Below are 17,593 nucleotides of genomic sequence, written 5' to 3' on the forward strand. Positions count from 1 at the left end.
AGTGGCGTTGTTCAAAACCGGCCACCTATGCGTGCCGCATAAGCGCTGTGTGATGATACAGAGGGTAGCAACGATGGCTAATGCATGTACTGGCGCAGACTTTTACAGGGCGTTCAAGGCGAACATGGATGCGTTGGGGCTGGACGTACCGGCCAGCGTTTCCACCGCACCGGCTAATGTCATTGCGCGCGTCGCGGCGATGGTCGCCGCAGCCGAGAAGCTGGGTAAGACGGCGAGCGTCGCCGAGCTTATCGGCGCAACCAGGACCGGAGAAAAGCTGCTTGTGTTCGGTGCGATGTACGCATCGTTCTGGCTTGGTGCGGCGGTCGGTAGCCTTATGGTCGCGGCGTCCGAATATACCGCATGCGGGAAGTCGGCGAGCGCCACGATGCTGGGGGTTCGCAAATTCACGTTTAACACAGGTATCCGCATTCCGGCAGGCGTGCTGTTCGTCTTGCAGACGAACCCCGAAATTTTCGCGGCCGACCCGCCTGGTCGCTCGATGTTTGTGAAGAAGGCCAGCATTCCGGCAACACAGGCACAAGTGGCGGCGGTGCGATGAAAGTCGGATCGAAAGAATGGTGGAAAGACCGGGCCGCGCTGATCGCGGCGGCGATTGCCTGCGCAGCGCTCGCATGGCTGTTCTCTGCGGCGGCCGGCACCTATGCAACCGATATCCTGTTAGTCGTCGTGCTGGGCGTTCTTGTTCTCGATAACAGGCGTCTGCGCAAGCAGCTTAAAGACCGGAACCCATCAGCGTAATCGCGCGCAAGTGAAGATACCCTGCACCATGCACGGGAATCAGTACGACAGGTGGGGCGCTACTTGCAGGTCCTTGCATCTGAAGGCAGGCGTGCCTGCATTGCAGATCACCATGCTCGCGCGCCTGCAACTACCACTCGTCAAATAGCTCTCAGTTCAGGGCTCGCGTTGGACGTTAAAAATGGATGCCGTTATGCGGGAAGCGAGCGCCTGCACCGGATACTTGCCAGCTTGCCGTCACCCGAGACGATGCAACAAATGGCGCAACAGAAAACGCCCGACCTTCAGCGGGAAAAATGCAGTGCCACGGCCACGGTCGCCAGCAGGACCCCCGCTACTATCCAGCTTGAGCGCTGCTCATAGACTTCCTTTACGGCCCACCAGACCGGATGCGCTTCGGCGCGTCTTTGTTCGAGCGCCAGTTCGCGCACCGAACGCGAGAGCGTCGCGGCCTCGGCTCGGGCACGGAGTTCGAACTGTTGCTGACGGGCCAGGAAGTCGAACATAAGGTGCTCGGTGATATTCTCTTTCCAGCTTTCCACAGGCTTGAGATCGCGAACTTTCAGGGGGCGAGACATACCGGCCCGATGCCGTGAATCGGCATAGTCGAACACGAAGCCGAACCGCTCATAGAAGCGGTTGCGCCGGGCGGTATTGCGGTCCCGGGCCTGGGCCGCAAGGAGTTCGATGTTATTGACGTCGGCATCGGGCCATTGGCGTGCCCAGCAGACAATCTCGTTCATGAGATAGGTGCCGATCCGTTGCCCCTCAAGCCCGGGAAGATCGAGAGTCACGAATCCGTGTCCCCAGACACCATGCTGCGTCACGGAAACACGATTGTCGAACGTGGAAAAGCCGGCCCGGAACTCCCCGCGCCCGTTTCCTGGAAATACGTCGGCGCCAACCATACGATAGGAAAGCTCGAACCCCGCTTCCTCGAGTGGCCCGTCAGCATAGTACTTGAATGACTCTTGCCGCTCGATCAGAAGTTGCGCGATGACCGGTCCATCCGGCTTTTGGCGATCCTGGACCTCGAGCACGAGCACACGCGGCTTTTTTCTCGGCCCTTCATGCTGTTCCAATGACGGTAGCATCCATCCTCCAGATGGTACTGGCGGCCTGCCGGCGCCAGGTTGCAATCGTTCTTACACGCGTCCCATGTTGACTTCGCGAACACCCTTGACATCGCGTAGCGCGATCGCGGCACGGTTGAGCTCATCGCGCAACTGCTCGGCGTGCTGCATGCCCGGCATCAGCCACACCGGATTATTCGAGTCGCTGGTCATCACGACCGCTGCGCCGATACCGAACAGTCGTTGCCACCACGGATGCACGGACGTGACATCCTGTATCCGGAACAGTTCGATGCTCGACACACGGCGGTTCAGGATGCCTTGCCGGCACGTGATGCGTTCGGTGTCGATGATGATCTCCGTAAAGGCCGTTTGCAGGTACGCCAGCAGCACGCCAAGACCGACGAGCAGCAGCGCGAGCGCCGGTGTGAACCACGGAACCGGCCAGCGGGTCAGCGCGAACACGTAGCCCGCAATAATCAGCGCGGCCACGACGAGCCACCTGATGAACGTCGGCAGGTTCACGACCTGTGACGGTGTCCCGCTGAAGATGACTTCCCGCGCGATCTCTGCCCGAGCGATGGTGCCATACCGTGCCATGATTTGTTTCCTCCTTATCTGTCGATGTCAGGCCCGTGTTCCGGAGCATCCGGACCGTCTCGTCCCTCAGGGTCCTCGCGATCGGGAGCCGCTGATCCGCTGTCCACATCGCCCGGTTCTGGTTCCGGCGCGCGCAGTATATCGCGCAGCCGTTCACGCTCGTGAGCGTCACGCTCGCGATCGGCATCACGCTGCGCCGCCCGACGGTCAGCCGCCACGGCATCGAGTTCGGCGCGCCGGATCTGCCGGATACGTTCGAGCTCCGGATCGGCAAACTCGACGTGCATCCGGGTTTCGGCAGCCACGCGCGCGGCGCCCGCCTGAAACGCTTCCGGACCGGTGAGCGCCAGCGACGGGCCAAACTTTTGCTGCGCGAACCGCAGCGCGATTTCGAGTGCGTCACGCTCCTGATCCCACAGGCGCAGCGTTCGCCCCTCGTCGACGAACAGCGCGGCACCGTCCTTGCGGTAGTCCACATCGCCGTTCACGAGCACTTCATAAGTGATCGACGGTCCACGATAGAGGATTTCGTTCGGCTCGCCGGCACCTGCCGGGCGGAACGCAACCGCGCCTGTCTCGTCGGCTGCCCTCGCGAGTTCCGACCGCAGCCGCTGCATCCGCCGCAACTCGTGCAACGCGCGTTGGTCTCCCGCCTGAGCGCGTTCCTGCAGGAAGTCGCGATACTGGTCAGTCAATGGCCGCCGGGCGGCGCCCTTCAACGCATCGCGCTCGCGGATGACCTGCTCCCGCAACGCCGCTTCGGCTTCGAGCCGTCCGACGCGTGCAGCAGAGAGCGCGTCCTTGCGCTGCGCCGCCGACAGATCTGTCCTGTCGGCGATCGCGCTGCGTTTCCCGTAGAACACTGACCTGATGGCCGTCCGCCGCTCCTTCCCGAGCAGCCCCTGCCTGGTCCATTCGCTGCGCAATGCCTCGCGGTACGCCGCGCGCCACGCCTGAAACTCCGCCCACAGATCACGCTCCGGCGTGCGCCGCGGAGCATGCGCCGGATCCCGTCCGGTTTGCGCGTGATAGGTATCGCGCAGCAGCTGCGCCGCCTCGGTCCACGACAGACTCATTTCCTTCGTCAGGAAGTCCGATACATTGAGGTTGCGCGAGCCCGCCTTGATCCGGTCAGCCCCGTCGCGGCCCTTGCCGACCTGGTATTTCCCGACTATCAAACCGTGTGAGTGAGCAAGGGCTGCCAGCAGCCGGCTCGCATCGAGCGTCGCGCGGATTTCCGCAAACTCGGCCCGCTCGCGGTCCGCCCGAACGGATCTCGTTTCGACCAGATCACGCGCGAACTGGTCGAGCACCGTATCGGCTTCGCGTCCGGTCGATGCTCTCGCGCGGGAATTGAGCGACTGCCCCGCAGACCTGCCAGCATCTGGCCAGTTGCGCGGCGCCTCCATCGTTCCGGGCGGTTGTCCATAGGTATCGGACAGCCCGTCGCCGGCGTCGAATGGATACGGTGGCCGCTCAAACGCGTCGATGCCAGGCAATGTGATCGGCTCACTACCTGCCTCGGCCAACGGCACGGACTCGAACGGCATCGACGCGATCGCGTCGAACGACTGGATATCCGCCATACTGCGGGGCGCCTGGTCCTGTTGGAACTCTCGCGGCATCCTGCCACCGCCGAGCGCACGGTTCATTCCGAAGGTCTTGCGCTCGAACTTCTCCGCGCTGGTCGCCGCAAGTCTGGCCCGCTCAGCCGGATCGGCCAGTTGGTAAGCCGAGTACATCCGCGCCGCGATGGACCGCCAGCTGGGCGCATCGCGCTCCCCTGTCAGTCCTCCTTTTCGCTCGCGATCGCCAGACCATCGCAATGCGTCAACTCGTTCGGCTTGCTGGTTTCCCAGCTCCAGTAATGCATCAGGCGGCAGAAGCATTTGACGTCGCGCGGCGTCGCCATCCAGACCGCTGCCGGGCACACCTCGCACACGGTCGAAGGATTGGGGCGCCGGGCCGGATCGATCGAAGCGAGCGTCAAGGTCACGATCCGCTCCGGCTCGCCACCGGCGGGTGATTTCTTCGTGTTCGCGTTCGAGCGCTTCCCAGCTGGTTTGCCCGCCCTCCGGCCCTCCTCGGCCTGGCTCTCGTGTTCGCTCGTGGTCGCGAGTTCTTCCCAGCCCCCGCCAATCTCGCCAGTCTCCGGGTCCACGGCTGCTGCGTCGTTCGCTACGTTCTTCGATTCCGCGTTCATTCAGTCCTCCAGTGCGTTGATAGAAACGCGTCTCACGGTGGGCGAGCAGGCGCCGCTGCTCGTCGGGCGTTGCGTTCCGGTAGGTTTCGTAAAAACTGCTGCCGCTGTTCAGATACTTGATTTCCCGCGCCCGCACTGCGTGCCACTCGTCCAGCAATTCGAGATACGCTGCCGGCGTCTCGCGTGGCACGCCGGCTTCGATGTACTGCGTGTGAATGCCCGATGCGAGCGCCGCGCGCTTGGCATCCCCATCAAACTCGATGAACTCGCGCGAGAACACGTATTCCTTCAGATTGACGCCCTTCGCCGCGTCGTGCGGCCTGACGTTCTCATACTCGACGTCACGCCCGGCATTGCGCGTGCGCGTCTCGCCGTACTCGGCGAGCAGCGCCCTGAAGTCGTCATGGCGCGTGATGTTTCGCGCAAGAATCGCCTCGAGGATCGACGCCTTCAGGTCCCGGTTCGCGCCGGCGAACGCATCGCCCTTGTACCGGCTGATCATCTCCGACGCATCGGTGAACGCGACGCGCCGGTTGTCCTTCGGACTCGCGAGGCCATATTTCGCGTTCGTGTGCTCCTGGAACGCTTCGAGAAAGCGCGTCTGCTGGTCGACCTTGCCGAACGGTTCCAGCCGCCGCCCGGTCAGCAGATTGACCGCCGGCACCACGAAATGGATATGCACCTTGCGCTCGATCGGCTCGCCGCTCTTGCGATCGGCGTAGCTTTTGAGCCGCGGCACGTGCGCCTCGGCATAGAACGCGTACTCGTCCTTGCGGTACGCGGAAAACGTGAACGCCTCGAAGTCGCGCGTAATCGCTTCCAGAGTCTCGCGCGACACCTCGTCTTCCTTGAACGAAAGCGTGATCGTCAGATACCGCTCGGCAGCGGTGTCCATCGACTGGATGATCTCGTTCGTCAGGTCCAGGTCGCCCGCGAGAATGACGCGCTCGTCCATCTCGTCGCGCTCGAACTCGCGATCCTGCTTCTGGCCTTTCTCCAGATATGCCTTGATCCCGTCATGGTGGCCACGCACGCGGATCAGCATCAGTCGCCCTCCGGGTGGGGGTGCGTATGACCGCGCGCCTCGAGCCACAACTCGACCTGCGCAATGCGCCGCTCGAGCTCGAAATACGCGTTCGGGTACAGCAGATGCCGCGCGGCGATAACCTGCGCTCGCGCTGCGTCGCAATGCGTGCGGCTTGATGTACCCTCCGCGGTGCCCTGCCCGGCACCGGTGAGTTCACCGTGCAGCCGCGCTTCGAGCTCGACCACGGGCGCGATCGCCTGCTGTACCTCGCTCATGCCATCTCCATCTCAGGTCTCCGCCTCAATCGACCTTGCCCAGCGTCGCTTTCAGATACCGCGAGATCATCTGCAGCTGGTCAAGCAGCTGCGCATACGTCGCCTCTGACAGCTTGCCGCGCACGTGCTCGGAGTTCGCACGGTGCGCGATCTGGTTCAGGTTGTTGCTCGTCTTGTTGAAGATGTACAGCAACCGCTTGCGGTCCCCGCTCGCCACCGGCCGTGCGATCACCTGCGTGCGGTTGGTCAGCACCGCCTGCCGGAAGAATTCCGATTGGGTCATTCCGCTCTGCGCCACCTTGGCAAGGTACGCCGCGCGATCCGCATCCGACAGACGGAACGCGATTGGCTTGCCCAGCCCTGCTCCGCCGTTGCTCTTCTGCTTTGGCATCACCAGAGCCCCGTCGAGCGACCGCGGTCGATGTCAGCGCCGACCATCACGAACGGCCCGCCGTCGTCATCGATCGGATGCGCGCGAAACTCGTATTCCGGCCACCGCAACTCGCATTCGCGCAGCGCGCGCATCGCCTGGTCACCCGTCATTGACCACGTGTAACCCGCCCACGGCAGATAACGCGGCTCGCTGCCGCGCTCGTCGGCACGCGGCCCCACGACAAGCTGGATCACCCATTCGCTGCTCGGAATCATCGCCTGACCTCCGTATTCGCTACATATGCATTCCGCATACATGGCAGTGCTTAGTGTCGGTAACGGAGTTGCCGACACGCTGACGCGGCAGTAGCCCGCGTCGGGGTTTCAAAGGGGCTCGCCCCTTTGGCACGAGATATTTTACGGGATGCGTAGCATCGCGTAAACATATCCGACGTGCCTCGCCTCGCCCTCAAATATATCCACACGACCTCACAATACCCGCCTACACCCCGAACCATACCCGAAATGCACCTTTCAGGTAGACATCAATAGACACCAAGTGGACACAACGCACCCGTCATGTGCCATCATCATCCCGTCCAGTACCCTCCCAGCAGACACCAATGCCCAAGATTGACATTGATGCCATTACGCAGTCGCTCGCACCCGACCATGACGCCCCTTCCGATCGCCGCGAATCGGCTTTGCTGGTCGATCTGATCGAGCACATTGACGCGGCCATTGCGAGAGGCGTCCCACGCGCCGTCGTCCTGTCACGCCTCCACGAAGGCGGATTCACCATGACACTCCCGGCTTTCATCAAGGCCTTGCAGCGGATTCGCAAACGCCTGGGTAGGCCAGCCCCCCGCCGAGGTTCGCGCAACCCCGACCAGGCCATTGCGCAACCAGCCACGCCGACACCTCAACCTCGACCCGCATCGCCAGTCACTCACGCGCCTGCGCCCAACGCAGCGTCTGCCATGACGAATAGCGCCAGTCATGGCAAAACCGTCAAGACACGTGAAGAACTGCAACGCGAAAACCCGACCTTGTCGAGCGTTCAGATCAGCAAACTGGTTGCCCAGCAGTACGCCGATCCCGTCATCACCTCAGAGGATCTCGAAGAAATGAAACGCAAATACAATCCCCCTCTGCTCAAGCGCTGAGCCGCATCGCCCCGCCGCGCTGCGTCGGGGCGGGCCTCTCCCCATGCATCCTGCATGGGTCCCCGTGGCCCTCGATCCGGGCGCGCGGCGCGCGCACATCCGCATCGTTTCGCAACTGTTCCGTAACATCCTGTTTCGCAAAATGGAGGCAGTCAGGCGCGTTCGTCGCGATAACTGGCGGGCCGCTGTCCTCAAGGTCTCCGGTCTCCGGGGCACGCAGTAGTCGCCTCCGACCGCCGGTCTACGTACCGACTGGTTTTTATGCGTTAGTCATAAAAAAACCGCCCAGGCTTTCACCTGGACGGCCGTTGTGACAACCCGCTCTTACGAGAAGTGCGTCATGGTTCAGGCGGCTTCGGCTTCCTCCGCATCCCCGTCGTTGCCTTCATCCTGCGTATCGTCTGCCTCGCTGTCCTCGTCGTCCCAATGCCCGTACGTGACGTGTTTCGGCACCTCACGGTTACGCAGCACCTCCGGCAACCAGCCCGATTCCGTCATCCGAAGCTCGGCGGCAGCGGCAGCATCGCCCTTTTTCATGCCGCGCAGTTCGCCTGCCGCATGCGGCGCGACTGCCTCGCCGACAACCGACACGATGCGGTCTTTCGAAACGTGCTCGAAATACCCGGCGCGCGTGGGCTTCCAGTAGCGCGTGAAATCCACTTCCATCGTGTTCGCGACTTCGTTGATGGCATGTGCGCGGTCAACCGGGCTGATGCCGTCCACCGTCGCGGCCACGCAGAATGCAAACAGGTTCGACATGACGTCCGAATCCTGTTGCAGCAGCCAGGCCAGCAGTTCATCGGTGCGCTTCGGCAGCATCCGCGTCCATTTCGCCCGCTGTTCTTCCAGTCCTTTCCACGCTGCGCTGTCGCCCATGTCATCGGCATTCGACACCAGCGCATCGCGCGACGTATGCACGTCGATCCGCACGGCATGGTCGATGTACGATTGACCGTACACGTCATCGAACACAACTGGAATCATCCGGTACATCAGCACGGCCAGCGCAACGCCCGGCTGCTGTGCAAGCTCGATCTGTATCGCTGCCGTGCGGTGCGCGGTCAGGCGTTTGCACAGCTTCTCGCCGTGCACCGGTTTCGCCTTCGGCGGTAGATCACGGCTTCGCTGCGCGTGGGTAAGCTGCGCCACCTGGTTCGAGTCAGCGGCGCGTTCTTCCGGACGGCGTAGGCCACGCGTGACCTGCGCCTTGCCAGCCTCATCGATGGCGACGAACGCACCGGCCTGCTTCATGTCGTCGGCGTCAAATGTTTCGAACCGTTCGCCGTAAGCATCAACGGCTGCCGTGGCGTCGGCGAGCGCGTTGTCCAGTCGCTCCCACAGCACCTCGTCTTCCTCGCTGTCCTGGTCGGCGTAGTAGGCATCCAGTGCGGCCTTCGCTTCGTCGCGCACGGCGACAAGCGCTGCAAGCTCCGTCTTTTCCGCCTTCGTCGGCTTGCGCGAGGTCGACACGATCCGGTCGTACCGGATCAGTTCGGCCCGGTCAACGCGGGTTCTCGTCTCAACGAACGACCAGCCCTCGGCGGCTATGGTCTGGGACAGTTCGATCAGCCGCTCGGTCGCGAGGCGGTGCAGCAGCTCCGCGTCCGCGATGTATCCGGCATTCCTGTCGTCACTGAACAGATCCCGGCGCACGAAACCGCCTGCGGCCTCGTAGGCGTCCAGCCCGACGAATCGCGCAAGCGGGTTTTCGCTGGCGTCCAGTTCTGCCTTGGTTAGCGCCGCACGCAGTTCGGACGGGCGACGGTGCCAGGCATTCGGCGCGTCATTCCAGATGCGTTGCTGTGTCGCATGATCGTCAGCCAATGCCAGCACCTTCGCCTGCTCGTAGTCGAGCTTGTCCTCGCGCAGCAGGTCGAGTAGCGACGGCGCGAGGTTGGCGATTTTCAGTGCACGACGCACCACCATTTCCGACACCTTGAACAGCGCCGCGATATGGGACACCGGCTTACCCTCCTGCGATAGCAGCCCGAAAGCAACGCACTCGTCGGCGATATGCATCGGCTCCCGCTCGCGGTTTTCGATCAGCGACGCGGCAATCGCTTCGCCTTCGCTGACGATCAGCACCGGCACCTGGTAGTCCTTCGTAATACGGCCCTGCGAAAACAGCAGGTCCAGCGCGGCGAGCCGCCGCTGTCCGGCGCATACGCCCAGCTTCGGCTGCTTGCCACGGCCCTTCATGGTGTGCACAACGAGGTTCTGCATCAAGCCCCGACCGTCAATTGTCTCGGCCAGGGGTTCGATCCCTGTCGGCTCCCTCTTTCGCACATTGAACGGGGACGGACAGAGCCGGAAATACGGGACGTACTGGATACGCGCTGCATCTGCAGCGGTGAGGGTGGAGTTCGTTTCGACTTGCAACATAGGTCACTTCTCCGGGTTGAGCCACAGCGGGATTGCCGGGCAACAGAATCATTATAGGTTTTAGAGACCTATATTGCAAGACGAATAAAAACAATCCGCCGCGCATTAAATAGATTAATTTCTTGTTGTAAAGGCCTTTAAGGCCTATAATAGATGTGTTGCCCGGCAATCCCGCTGTGGCTCAACCCGGAGAACTCAAGTGAGTACTACTGAATGCAAGATCGCCTCATCTGTTGTTCCAGACGAACTGCGCCTGAACGTGCTGCCCCGCTTCCTCGGTCGTCATTACATGGAAGGTGAGTCGCTGGTGTACGACTGGGCCGCGCGTCTGTACCGCAACTATGAAGGCGGTCACTGGAATTTCTTCACGCTGTCTAACAACGGCTTCTATATGGCACCTTCGAACATGGGTCGCGTGCACGTCCGCTGGCACATGAATGGTTACAGCGACATGATGGGCGCGGAAGCCTTCGGCATTACCGTCACGCTGTACGCCCTCTGCCACCTCGCAGAGAAGACGCACGACGACACCATCATCGAGCGCTATCACCAGTTGCGCGAGTTCGCCTCGCAGCACGTGGAAGCCGCAAACATCCTCCGCGCCATCGATTAATCGACCGGCCCCGGCTTTCGGGTCGGGGCTGCTCCCCTGATTGAGGAACAGCAAATGAACATGCTTGCCAGCAGTTTCAGCCGCAACGCCGTCGCCCTGCGCTCCGGTCATCCACTGTCGAATGATGAAATCGCGAAGGTTGCGCCTTCCATCCTTGCCAACGCTCCGCACGAAAGCCGTTCGCCGCGCTACAGCTACATTCCGACCGTCGATGTGCTCGACGCGTTGCGCAAGGAAGGTTTTCAACCCTTCATGGTCTGCCAGACCCGCGTGCGGGATAGCGGGATGCGCGACTACACGAAACACATGCTTCGTCTGCGCCACGCTGACCAGATCAGCGGTCGCGAGGCCAACGAAGTCATCCTCCTGAACAGCCACAACGGCCAGTCCAGCTATCAGATGATCTCGGGAATGATCCGCTTCGCCTGTCAGAACGGGATCGTGTGCGGCAATGCGTTGAGCGATATCCGCGTGCCGCACAAAGGGGACGTCATCGGCCAGGTGATTGAAGGGGCGTTCAGGGTGCTTGACGGTTTCGAAGGGCAGACGGAACAGCGCGAAGGCATGGCCCAAGCCGTGCTCGATGAGGGCGAACAGAACGCCTTTGCACGCGCGGCGCTTGCCTTGCGTTACGACGATGACAAGCCCGCGCCCGTCACGGAAGCACAGCTTCTTGCGCCGCGCCGTATCGAGGACCGTGGATCCGACCTGTGGACCACTTTCAATCGTGTGCAGGAGAACATGACTCGTGGCGGGCTGCAGGGTCGCAATGCGGCTGGCCGTGCGACCACCACGCGCGCCGTGACGGGGTATTGACCAGAATATCCGCCTGAACCGTGCCCTGTGGGTACTTGCTGACGAACTGCGCCGCCTGCGCGGCTAACCGGCTCGCCCTGCCCTGCGGGTCAGGGCATTTTCTGACACTGAGGACACCACATGGACACGCTCAACACCCGACCGACATGGCTGGCTACGTTGCTGCCGCTGCTGGCAATCTGGCAGTACGGCGACAGAAGCCAGGTTCGCGGCGAACTGTACCGCATGGCCCTGTCGGCTGATGCGGCGGCACAGTCCGCTGACGCGCTCAGGCGCATCGCCGACATGCTGGACCGTGACGGCCACGCGATCGACATGCATCGCGAGGAATTGCGCGCAATCGCCCGCTCCGCCCTGGCTGGCTTCGATCGCGTACCGCCTTCCGCACCCGTTGCGACGGTCATCGAGCATCGGGGCCAACTGCAATAGCGCCGACTGACAATCAACGCCCGCGCGAGGGTTGCGCGGGCCTGCGAGGCTTTCATGAACCAATCCGGATTTTCAATCGCCGAGATCGAGCAGGCGATCAATTACTGGTGCGCCCGGCAGGCTCCCGGCGAGGATGGCGCACTTTGCGCAAAGGCTCGTCCGCTGGCTGACGTATACGGGCTGATGATCTTCGAACACGCCAACACTGTCGAGGCGGCGAAGCTGAACGATGATCAACTGGACGCGCTTCGGGTGGCGTTGTATCAGCGCGAACTGCCGCTGTGAGGTCAGGCGGCGCCCGGGGGCCGCCGTCGGCCGCCATCGGCCCCCCGGATGCTGGCCAGCGCGCTGCTGCCTTGCCGACTCTCCCTCCTGCAAGCCAGACATCGGATAATCACGGTTGCGTCGTGCGCGCCGCGCGCCCGGATCGAGGCGCCCGGGGACCCGCGCGGGACGCGTGGGGAGCGCGCCGGCGCGCCGCGGATCGCGGCGTGACGATCCGGCTCGGGCGCGGGCAGACCACCGGCTCGGGGTCGTCAAGCGACCGAAGGGAGCGTGAATCCCTCGCGGCGAAGCCGTGGGGGCTGGATAACAACTGGAAAGACCGATGAGTAACGAACCGTTTGTGACGATCCGCCGCGAATGCCTGCAACCAGCACTTTACTGGGCGAGGCCGACCGGAGCCGAAGTACAGGAAGTGCTCCGGCAGGCGGGGTTCACCGGGCGGCTTGCCGCCGACTATCTCGACCTTGCCGAAAAAAGCGGTCGCCAGATCCGCAAGTGGATCAGTGAAGACGCGCCAATTCCGTACGCGTCGTGGGCACTCCTTTGCTATGCGGCAGGGTATGGCGCGATCTGGGAAATCAGTATCGAGGAGATGCGCAAGTCGCGTCGGCGCGGTCCTGGATACGAGAACCAGCCGCAGCCGGACAGCAATGAAAGCATGGACAACTGAGGCGAACACGATGCGCAAGGAATACGATCTGCAAACTGACGTGCTGTCGACGATCGTCGCGACGACGCCGGTCACGAAATCTCACGCGCAGCTACTGGCGGCATTCGCGACCCGCACGGACTACCGCGGAACTCGCTATGTGAAGACCCGCGACGAGTTCGGCGAGCAGCCGGCGCGGATCCTCGGCGCCGACGGTAGCGCGGTTGCCGCCGACTATCACGCCTGGATTGACGCGCAGCTGGCCGCACACGGCGGCTCCGCGCGCGAGGTGTGGCGTGCGCACAAGGATGCCGGCTATCTGCTGGTCGAGATCCAGCCGGTGCTGCATTACTTCGTGCACGACCGCGATGGTGACCAGGACAATTTCACCCAGTTCGCAGTATGGGAAGAACAGGCGTTCGTCGAGCGCGAAGTGTTTCCGCGTGACGACCGCTGGGGCTTGCCGGATGCAGACGAGCTACGCCGCGGGTCGACCGGTGGAGCCCTGGTCGAACAGGTGGCGCGACGCACACTCGGCACGCCGAGCTACCGCCTCAACGAGGCGATCGACATGCAGCGCTTCGCCGCGCTCGCCGGGGCGGTATTTGCCGATCGCCAGCGGGCAGATGGCGATCGACGACTGATCGAAACCGACACGGATACCGGCGAGACCCGCATCGTCAGCGTACGCGAACTCACGCCCGGCTACGATCGGCAGCGGTGGCGCGGCCGCCGGTTCTTCGACGACTGGAGCGCCTCGAGCGCCGGTCGTGCAGGTGAACGGATCTGCACGCGCTGGGCATTCAACACGTCCGACTACACTGACCCGCAGGGTCGCCGGTATCTGGATTTCGTGCCTGGTTGGACGCACACGCGCAAGATCGCGGCGCTGAAGAACACACACAAGCTCGATGTGTACAGCCTGTATGGCAAGCTGACCCAGTTCGACGAGCGGATCGGCACGCCGTTCGCGTGGTACTTCTATGGCCTGCACGGCAACCTCGTGAAGAGCGGCCAGATGGAGCGGGTGCTCGAGGCGGCCGAGGACGGGCTGATCGTGCTACCCGAACACGATTACCGTGTCCTGCGGCAATGGGGCGACAATCCATACGGGTTTTGATCACCAACCTTCAGATGCCGGTTCCCGAAATTTCTGTCAAGGCGTACGGCACGGTTTAGGAGAAAAAGCGATGCTACGTTCTCTCGCTGGATGGCTGGTCTGTCGCCTTGGGCTACACCAATGGCGAAAGCATCCGCACTACTATTCCATCCTGAACGACAGCGGAATCCACGCCTACGAATGCGCACGATGCAAAAAGTCGCGCTGACGTGACGGACGGGCTGCAGCAATCGGTCAGGCGGCAAGTCGATGCAGGTAGTACGGCCGTGCCCTGTCGTCGAGGATGGCGTACAGCGCTGACAGGTTGCCGGGTTCAGGATTAAGCCACGCGTCGACGTGCTCCGGACGGATCGGGATGATGCAGCGATCGTGACCGGCTGCAGCGATCTCCGCCGGCGGCTCGTCCGTTACGGCTGCGAACGACAAAAGATCCGGCTCGCCCTTACCCTTCTAGCGCGACCAGAGGCAGGCAACAAGCATATCCTCTCCCGACTCGGACCCTGAACTCGAGCACAACGTTCTTCTGGTCCTGCTCGCCGTCGGCAAGCTAGCGCCCTTCCCTCAAAGCGAGCCCGATACATGAAGTGAAGGTCATCCATATCGACAAAAATGGCGTCGGGACCAACTGTTGAGGTTTGCAGAATTAGCGTACCCAGGAGCGGAATTAACGAACCTCAACAAGTGCCGCCCTCTTCGCGCAGGCGATCTGACGCGGCAAGTTTGTCGTTGATAGCATTCGCCTGGGCAAAAGACCCAAAGGCCATCATGATGCCGAGGCCAAGAAACCATACCCCGACATTACCAACACCGCGTTTTCCGAACATGTGGGGCGCCAAAGAAGCGGAAAATGAGGAGGGTTCGAGGATCTGTTGAAGGTCAAGTTCGATCCCGAGCACAAGAAGCGCGGCTAGCGCCACAGTAAGTAAGAGATAGAAGATTGCGTTGGACCGCCACCGCCTTTCTTCCCTGTGAAACCTCTCCCGCTTTGCCGAGCTGGCCGCCAGCTCTCGGACAGTCCGCTGGAATTCCTCGCGCGATCGCCGCGACCTGGTCGCCCACTTTCTCGACATCGCACGGAGAGCCCGGTCAAGGATGTCTTTCGCATAAGCGGCGAAGAGGTTGAGCACAATCGCACCGATCACGGTGCTGGTCCACCAGGCTGCGGTAAAGAAGAAGTTAATCAAACGTAGACCGTATTAATTTCTATGGTCCCTCCCATTTTTGCAACCACGATTTCCGATGTCATTGCAGGCTCGCTTAAATCTATCCGGCGTCGATAGTGGGGATCACGCCCCGCGCCACGATGAGGTCCGCGCCTGAGGGTCCTTAAAACTGTCTCGGCTTCGAGAAGCCTATTTAATACCCAGGTTGTCCTTCAGGCCGATGTGCCGTTCATGTCATCAAATTTCAGTCGTCGCAAAACCAGTTGGGTGATTCGGTAGAAGTTGAGCCGCTCAGTCAGTCCGAAGCGACAGTCGATCCCGCACAATACGCGGTGCCATGCGCTGCCATTGACCACGCAGTTCGCGCCAGCTTATTAGCCAGCGCGCACGCAACAACGTTTGAATGTCGTCGGGTGAGCATGGCACGAACCCAGTCCGCGAGATGGCCTGTCCGTCCCTCGAGCCGCAGCATGTAGGCTCGAGCGCACGTGACAAGCAGCCGTCGGATATTCTTGTCGCCGCGCCGACTGATTCCAAGCAACGTCGCCTTCCCACCGGTACTGTACTGCCTGGGAACGAGACCAACCGACGCTGCAAAATCGCGGCCACACCTGTACTGCTTGCCGTCCCCCATTTCTGCGGCCAGAACACTGGCGGTGACGGGCCCGATGCCTGGGATCGTCAACAGACGCTGGCCGAACTCGTCGTCCACGAGCTGGGCATTAATCTCTTTCTCGATATGACTAACTTCGCTATCGAGGTACTTGTAGTGATTGTGCAGACGCTGAAGGATCGCGATCAGGCGTGGTGGCAATGAATGCTCGGTGAGGAAGGCTGGAAGACGCGCAACCGAAGCTTTTCCAACTGGCAAACTAACGCCGAATTCCAGTAACAGGCCATGCATCTGGTTCACGGTTCGGGTGCGGTCTCGCACGAATGACTCTCGCAAGTGATGTAGTGCGGAAAGCGTCTGCTGTGATTCCGTTTTCGCGGTGACAAACCGCATGGTGGGTCGGGAGGCAGCTTCACAGATAGCCTCGGCGTCTACAAAGTCATTCTTGTTGCTCTTCACGAACGGACGCACAAACTGCGGCGAGATCAGTTTGACCTGATGCCCGAACGTCGTCAGCAGGCGAGCCATGTGATGGGCGCCGGCACAAGCCTCCATTACAACAGTGCATGCATGAAATGTCGCGAAGAACTCGACTACCTGCCTGCGCCCCAGTTTCTTGCGGAACACTGCCTTGCCCCTTCTATCCTGGCCGTGGAGGTGAAAGGTATTCTTTCCCAAATCGATGCCAACCATCGTGACGTCTTGCATGACAGTCTCCAATCCGGAATTGACGCCGCAAGCGTAACGCACTCGGCGAGGGCGGGAGGGACCATCTCATTACTGTCACCGTTGCGACAATAAATTTGTCAATCTGCGGTCGTGCGGCGCGTCATCGCCTGAAACTGTCACCGTTGCGACAATAAATTTGTCAATCTGCGGTCGTGCGGCGCGTCATCGCCTGAAAAGCCTTGCTGCATACGAATTCGATGGAGCGAAATAAAAGTGTCAACTGCAGGCGCAGATGTGAAGAAGCGACTGCCCGGTACGCGCCACTCCACATCGAAGGCAATCGGCTTGTCTCACGCCCCGCCGCCCCGGCCGCCGGACTTCCGAGCTCGGCCACAATCGGACCTTCGTCGACTGCTGTTCATTAACCGTCGGATGCCCGGAGATCCGTCGACAACGGACATTAATCGGGCGACATAACGCCGGCGCGTCTACAGCCGCGGCTCCGGCCGCCTAGCAATTTAAGACTTCACGGCAGTCTTTTTTTGATTGGCAAGTTCGTCCTCCTTCCGCGGAGGCGACAAGCATGAGACGCGTGATACGTCCTTCCGCGTTATCTTCAAAGCAGGACATAAACTGGACGCTTCCGGCTTTCGCCATCACCGTCACACCCGGCTGAGCATCAGCGCGGGACATCACCGGATGCGCCGTCAAAGCGGACGCGCGCGGCATGGATCTCAGGATAACGACGATCGGCCCAATCGATGAGGGCGGCCATCGGGTCCAACAGGGATTGGCCTAGTGGGGCCAGACGATATTCGACGGTCGGCGGCCTGGTTGAAAAAACATGGCGGGTGATGAGTCCGTCGCGCTCCAGATCGCGGAGTGTCTGGGTAAGCATGCGCTTGGAAATGTCCGGGATGGCCCGGTGAAGCTCACTGAAGCGCTGCGATCGCGTCGCGAGCTCCATGATCATGAGCATGCTCCATTTGTCGCCGATGCGATCGAGCACGTCGCGAACCGCGCAATGTGCGGGCTGGGCGTCGCCCAGTTGACGTTGATATCGGCTGAATCTCTCGATCGCATTCTGGGCGGTGCTCATTCGGGTTCCCTTTAACTCGTCAGGTAACAAAAAACTGCCTCCTTCCGGCGCGAGGTATAGGTCTCTATGATAGACCTGTCCTCAAACAAAGACCGCTCCTCAGGGAACTCTGCTGTCAAACCCTGTTTGTGCCCGTCTTGTGTTCCAGATCTCCGGCGGGCGTCTCGGCCGGCGCGTGAAGGAGTCGTAGCTGGAAGCCGAAGATACCAATACCACCGCATCCAGTCGCAGCCGCAGAAACGTTGGCGTTTAAAGGTAACCCTAATTTCAGGAGAAA

The 17,593-nt window shown here is 61.6% G+C and carries 18 protein-coding genes and 2 pseudogenes; 9 read left to right on the forward strand and 11 right to left on the reverse strand.

The features are described from left to right. The first annotated feature begins 124 nt into the window (after positions 1-124). Positions 125-562: a hypothetical protein gene (locus ACOCG7_RS33855; RefSeq protein WP_421380930.1), complete on the forward strand. Its 438-nt coding sequence runs from the start codon at positions 125-127 to the stop codon at positions 560-562. After that, positions 559-762, forward strand: coding sequence for a hypothetical protein (locus ACOCG7_RS33860; protein ID WP_421380933.1), 204 nt, complete (start codon positions 559-561; stop codon positions 760-762). The genes ACOCG7_RS33855 and ACOCG7_RS33860 overlap by 4 nt, the downstream gene beginning before the upstream one ends. Before the next feature lie 284 nt (positions 763-1,046). On the opposite strand, the gene ACOCG7_RS33865 is transcribed toward ACOCG7_RS33860, so the two are convergent. From ACOCG7_RS33865 to ACOCG7_RS33890, 6 genes are all read right to left on the reverse strand, one after another. Continuing rightward, positions 1,047-1,844, reverse strand: a complete 798-nt coding sequence (locus tag ACOCG7_RS33865) for a hypothetical protein (protein ID WP_421380936.1) — start codon at positions 1,842-1,844, stop codon at positions 1,047-1,049. Positions 1,845-1,907: 63 nt separating this feature from the next. Further along, positions 1,908-2,435 (reverse strand): PH domain-containing protein, encoded by a 528-nt coding sequence (locus ACOCG7_RS33870; protein WP_421380939.1) that lies wholly within the window; start codon positions 2,433-2,435, stop codon positions 1,908-1,910. Between the two features lie 14 nt (positions 2,436-2,449). Beyond that, a complete protein-coding gene (locus tag ACOCG7_RS33875) occupies positions 2,450-5,683 on the reverse strand; it encodes an LPD7 domain-containing protein (protein ID WP_421380942.1) in 3,234 nt (1,077 codons plus the stop codon). After that, entirely contained in the window at positions 5,683-5,940 is a 258-nt protein-coding gene (locus tag ACOCG7_RS33880; protein WP_421380945.1) for a hypothetical protein, read from the reverse strand. The genes ACOCG7_RS33875 and ACOCG7_RS33880 overlap by 1 nt, the downstream gene beginning before the upstream one ends. Positions 5,941-5,965: 25 nt before the next feature. After that, entirely contained in the window at positions 5,966-6,331 is a 366-nt protein-coding gene (locus ACOCG7_RS33885; protein WP_310318815.1) for a plasmid mobilization protein, read from the reverse strand. Continuing rightward, positions 6,331-6,588 carry a hypothetical protein gene (locus ACOCG7_RS33890; protein ID WP_421380949.1) on the reverse strand — a complete coding sequence of 86 codons (258 nt, stop codon included), beginning with the start codon at positions 6,586-6,588 and terminating at the stop codon, positions 6,331-6,333. Before ACOCG7_RS33890 ends, ACOCG7_RS33885 begins: the two co-directional genes overlap by 1 nt. Before the next feature lie 347 nt (positions 6,589-6,935). On the opposite strand from ACOCG7_RS33890, the gene ACOCG7_RS33895 reads away from it, so the two are divergent. After that, positions 6,936-7,478 carry a hypothetical protein gene (locus ACOCG7_RS33895; protein WP_421380952.1) on the forward strand — a complete coding sequence of 181 codons (543 nt, stop codon included), beginning with the start codon at positions 6,936-6,938 and terminating at the stop codon, positions 7,476-7,478. Positions 7,479-7,823: 345 nt separating this feature from the next. Here ACOCG7_RS33895 and ACOCG7_RS33900 read toward each other — a convergent pair whose 3' ends face one another. Then, positions 7,824-9,860, reverse strand: a complete 2,037-nt coding sequence (locus ACOCG7_RS33900) for a ParB/RepB/Spo0J family partition protein (protein WP_421380955.1) — start codon at positions 9,858-9,860, stop codon at positions 7,824-7,826. A gap of 199 nt (positions 9,861-10,059) precedes the next feature. Here ACOCG7_RS33900 and ACOCG7_RS33905 point away from each other — a divergent pair, with 199 nt between their 5' ends. The 6 genes and pseudogenes from ACOCG7_RS33905 to ACOCG7_RS33930 all read left to right on the forward strand — a co-directional run bounded on the left by ACOCG7_RS33905 (position 10,060) and on the right by ACOCG7_RS33930 (position 13,772). Beyond that, entirely contained in the window at positions 10,060-10,473 is a 414-nt protein-coding gene (locus ACOCG7_RS33905) for an antirestriction protein (RefSeq protein ID WP_421380958.1), read from the forward strand. Between the two features lie 54 nt (positions 10,474-10,527). Further along, positions 10,528-11,356: pseudogene (locus tag ACOCG7_RS33910) on the forward strand (DUF932 domain-containing protein). 53 nt (positions 11,357-11,409) lie between these two features. Further along, on the forward strand, positions 11,410-11,718 hold the full coding sequence (locus tag ACOCG7_RS33915; RefSeq protein ID WP_421380961.1) for a hypothetical protein: 309 nt from the start codon (positions 11,410-11,412) through the stop codon (positions 11,716-11,718). A 54-nt stretch (positions 11,719-11,772) separates the two neighbouring features. After that, positions 11,773-12,003: a DUF3717 domain-containing protein gene (locus tag ACOCG7_RS33920; RefSeq protein WP_421380964.1), complete on the forward strand. Its 231-nt coding sequence runs from the start codon at positions 11,773-11,775 to the stop codon at positions 12,001-12,003. 322 nt (positions 12,004-12,325) lie between these two features. Then, a complete protein-coding gene (locus tag ACOCG7_RS33925) occupies positions 12,326-12,673 on the forward strand; it encodes an XRE family transcriptional regulator (protein ID WP_374711014.1) in 348 nt (115 codons plus the stop codon). Positions 12,674-12,683: 10 nt separating this feature from the next. Then, positions 12,684-13,772: a hypothetical protein gene (locus ACOCG7_RS33930; protein ID WP_310126165.1), complete on the forward strand. Its 1,089-nt coding sequence runs from the start codon at positions 12,684-12,686 to the stop codon at positions 13,770-13,772. A gap of 234 nt (positions 13,773-14,006) precedes the next feature. On the opposite strand, the pseudogene ACOCG7_RS33935 reads toward ACOCG7_RS33930, so the two are convergent. The 4 genes and pseudogenes from ACOCG7_RS33935 to ACOCG7_RS33950 form a co-directional block, all read right to left on the reverse strand. Next, positions 14,007-14,319: pseudogene (locus tag ACOCG7_RS33935) on the reverse strand (SOS response-associated peptidase family protein); the annotation flags it as partial. A 127-nt stretch (positions 14,320-14,446) separates the two neighbouring features. After that, on the reverse strand, positions 14,447-14,956 hold the full coding sequence (locus ACOCG7_RS33940) for a hypothetical protein (protein WP_421380968.1): 510 nt from the start codon (positions 14,954-14,956) through the stop codon (positions 14,447-14,449). A gap of 274 nt (positions 14,957-15,230) precedes the next feature. Further along, on the reverse strand, positions 15,231-16,256 hold the full coding sequence (locus tag ACOCG7_RS33945) for an IS110 family transposase (RefSeq protein WP_421380882.1): 1,026 nt from the start codon (positions 16,254-16,256) through the stop codon (positions 15,231-15,233). Positions 16,257-16,896: 640 nt separating this feature from the next. After that, positions 16,897-17,316, reverse strand: a complete 420-nt coding sequence (locus ACOCG7_RS33950) for a helix-turn-helix domain-containing protein (protein ID WP_310126184.1) — start codon at positions 17,314-17,316, stop codon at positions 16,897-16,899. Positions 17,317-17,593 lie beyond the last annotated feature (277 nt).

Source organism: Paraburkholderia sp. DD10, assembly GCF_049177125.1.
Classification (GTDB): domain Bacteria; phylum Pseudomonadota; class Gammaproteobacteria; order Burkholderiales; family Burkholderiaceae; genus Paraburkholderia; species Paraburkholderia terricola.

Bases quoted from the DNA above. Each gene is read 5' to 3' on its own strand.
- ACOCG7_RS33855 (WP_421380930.1), top strand. From the start codon at position 125: ATGGATGCGTTGGGGCTGGACGTACCGGCCAGCGTTTCCACCGCACCG.
- ACOCG7_RS33860 (WP_421380933.1), top strand. From the start codon at position 559: ATGAAAGTCGGATCGAAAGAATGGTGGAAAGACCGGGCCGCGCTGATC.
- ACOCG7_RS33870 (WP_421380939.1), bottom strand. From the start codon at position 2,435: ATGGCACGGTATGGCACCATCGCTCGGGCAGAGATCGCGCGGGAAGTC.
- ACOCG7_RS33875 (WP_421380942.1), bottom strand. From the start codon at position 5,683: ATGCTGATCCGCGTGCGTGGCCACCATGACGGGATCAAGGCATATCTG.
- ACOCG7_RS33880 (WP_421380945.1), bottom strand. From the start codon at position 5,940: ATGAGCGAGGTACAGCAGGCGATCGCGCCCGTGGTCGAGCTCGAAGCG.
- ACOCG7_RS33885 (WP_310318815.1), bottom strand. From the start codon at position 6,331: ATGCCAAAGCAGAAGAGCAACGGCGGAGCAGGGCTGGGCAAGCCAATC.
- ACOCG7_RS33890 (WP_421380949.1), bottom strand. From the start codon at position 6,588: ATGATTCCGAGCAGCGAATGGGTGATCCAGCTTGTCGTGGGGCCGCGT.
- ACOCG7_RS33895 (WP_421380952.1), top strand. From the start codon at position 6,936: ATGCCCAAGATTGACATTGATGCCATTACGCAGTCGCTCGCACCCGAC.
- ACOCG7_RS33900 (WP_421380955.1), bottom strand. From the start codon at position 9,860: ATGTTGCAAGTCGAAACGAACTCCACCCTCACCGCTGCAGATGCAGCG.
- ACOCG7_RS33915 (WP_421380961.1), top strand. From the start codon at position 11,410: ATGGACACGCTCAACACCCGACCGACATGGCTGGCTACGTTGCTGCCG.
- ACOCG7_RS33920 (WP_421380964.1), top strand. From the start codon at position 11,773: ATGAACCAATCCGGATTTTCAATCGCCGAGATCGAGCAGGCGATCAAT.
- ACOCG7_RS33925 (WP_374711014.1), top strand. From the start codon at position 12,326: ATGAGTAACGAACCGTTTGTGACGATCCGCCGCGAATGCCTGCAACCA.
- ACOCG7_RS33930 (WP_310126165.1), top strand. From the start codon at position 12,684: ATGCGCAAGGAATACGATCTGCAAACTGACGTGCTGTCGACGATCGTC.
- ACOCG7_RS33945 (WP_421380882.1), bottom strand. From the start codon at position 16,256: ATGCAAGACGTCACGATGGTTGGCATCGATTTGGGAAAGAATACCTTT.
- ACOCG7_RS33950 (WP_310126184.1), bottom strand. From the start codon at position 17,316: ATGAGCACCGCCCAGAATGCGATCGAGAGATTCAGCCGATATCAACGT.